This is a genomic window from Aeromicrobium sp. (genome assembly GCF_014378035.1).
GTDB lineage: Bacteria > Actinomycetota > Actinomycetes > Propionibacteriales > Nocardioidaceae > Aeromicrobium.
Genome location: NZ_JACMOM010000375.1, coordinates 1 through 1,506, shown reverse-complemented (window position 1 = coordinate 1,506; position 1,506 = coordinate 1). Strand labels below are relative to the sequence as shown.

Below are 1,506 nucleotides of genomic sequence, written 5' to 3'. Positions count from 1 at the left end.
GCCTCACAACGTGCCGCTCACACTGCTCGGCGCCGCACTGCTGTGGTTCGGATGGTTCGGATTCAACGCCGGCTCCGAGGCCGCGGTCGACGGTGTCGCCGCAATCGCCTGGATCAACACGCTCGCCGCCCCGGCCGCTGCAATCCTCGGCTGGCTGATTGTGGAAAAGATTAAAGACGGCAAGCCGACCTCAATCGGTGCCGCATCGGGAGCGGTGGCAGGTCTCGTGGCGATCACGCCTGCCTGCAATATCCTCACTCCCGGGTTCGCACTTCTTCTCGGCATCCTCGCCGGTGCGGTTTGTGCCCTCGCGATCGACCTGAAGTTCAAGCTCGGCTTCGACGACTCCCTCGATGTGGTGGGCATTCACCTCGTCGGGGGTTTGCTCGGCACGCTCTACATCGGCATCTTCGGATTTACCCACTTCTACGACGCAAAGGGCGTCGCCACGAGCGACTTCTCGAGTCTTCTTTATGGTGGGAGTTTCTACCAGCTGGTAGTTCAGGCTGTCGGAGCCTTCGCCATCTTGATCTACTCGTTCGGTCTCGCTTGGATCATCGGCACCGTCATCCAGAAGACCATGGGCTTCCGCATCACCAACGAAGACGAGGTCGCTGGTGTCGACACCATCGTCCACGGAGAAGAGGGCTACGCCCTCGAGACCGTCTAGCCCGGCCTCTGAGGGCAGGGCGCTGTCCTTCGGGACGGCGCCCTGCCTGTGTCCGCCCTAGTGTTGTCTGGGACGGCGCCGCGCAGGTGCCCCTCGCAGAAGGGCATCAGATGGATGGTGTGAGCCTGGGCTTCAGCGCACTTGCCATCGTTTCGATCCTTGCGGTCACCGTTCTCCTTGCGTTCGTCGAGAAGCGCGTTGCACCGGGGGACTGGGCGCGAACGGTCCTGGTAGCCGGCACGGGTGGGGCGATAGTCATCGCCGCGTGTTCGATCGAGCTCGTCGTCCTGCCCCTTCTGCTCGTCGGTCCGCTCGCGGCCCTCGGCGCCCTGTTCGCGACCCTCGCTACGTCACTGATGGAAATAGAATCGGTGCCGAAGAGGCTCGTGGTCGCCGCTGCTGCGACAGTGCTTGTCTTTTTGCCGGTGGCATCAACTGTGTTCGCCACGCTCTTCGATCCGTTCGGCAACCGACTGGGAGTCATCGACCTGGGTGGAGCGCTGCCCTCCCTCGTCGCTGGCGGTGCCGTAGCGGTCGGCACCGCACTGGTCAGTCGGCCTCCGGGTACAGTGCGTTCGTCCCAAGCTGGGGGCTGGTCGATCGTCGTGCCCTCTGTTCTTGTCTGGTTTGCCGGTGTCGGCTGGGCGGTCGGCCTCGAACTCGCGGCAGACGACATGGTGCCGATCATCGTGGTGAGCGTACTCGTGATTCCGGTGGTCGCTGCGGCCGCGGCATCCGTCGTCGAACGCCTCCGGTTCCGTCGCACGACTGCATCCGGCTTCGTAACCGGACTCCTGGCCGGGGTGGCCGCCGCGGTGCCGGCCTGCGCGTTCGTG

The 1,506-nt window shown here is 64.4% G+C and carries 1 protein-coding gene and 1 pseudogene; both read left to right on the top strand.

The genetic code is table 11. The features are described 5' to 3' along the window. A pseudogene (locus H7290_RS19910) lies at nt 1-670 on the top strand (ammonia channel protein); the annotation flags it as partial. Between the two features lie 119 nt (nt 671-789). Then, nucleotides 790-1,506 (top strand): hypothetical protein (locus H7290_RS19905; protein ID WP_290515761.1); only part of this gene is annotated, 717 nt, incomplete at its 3' end.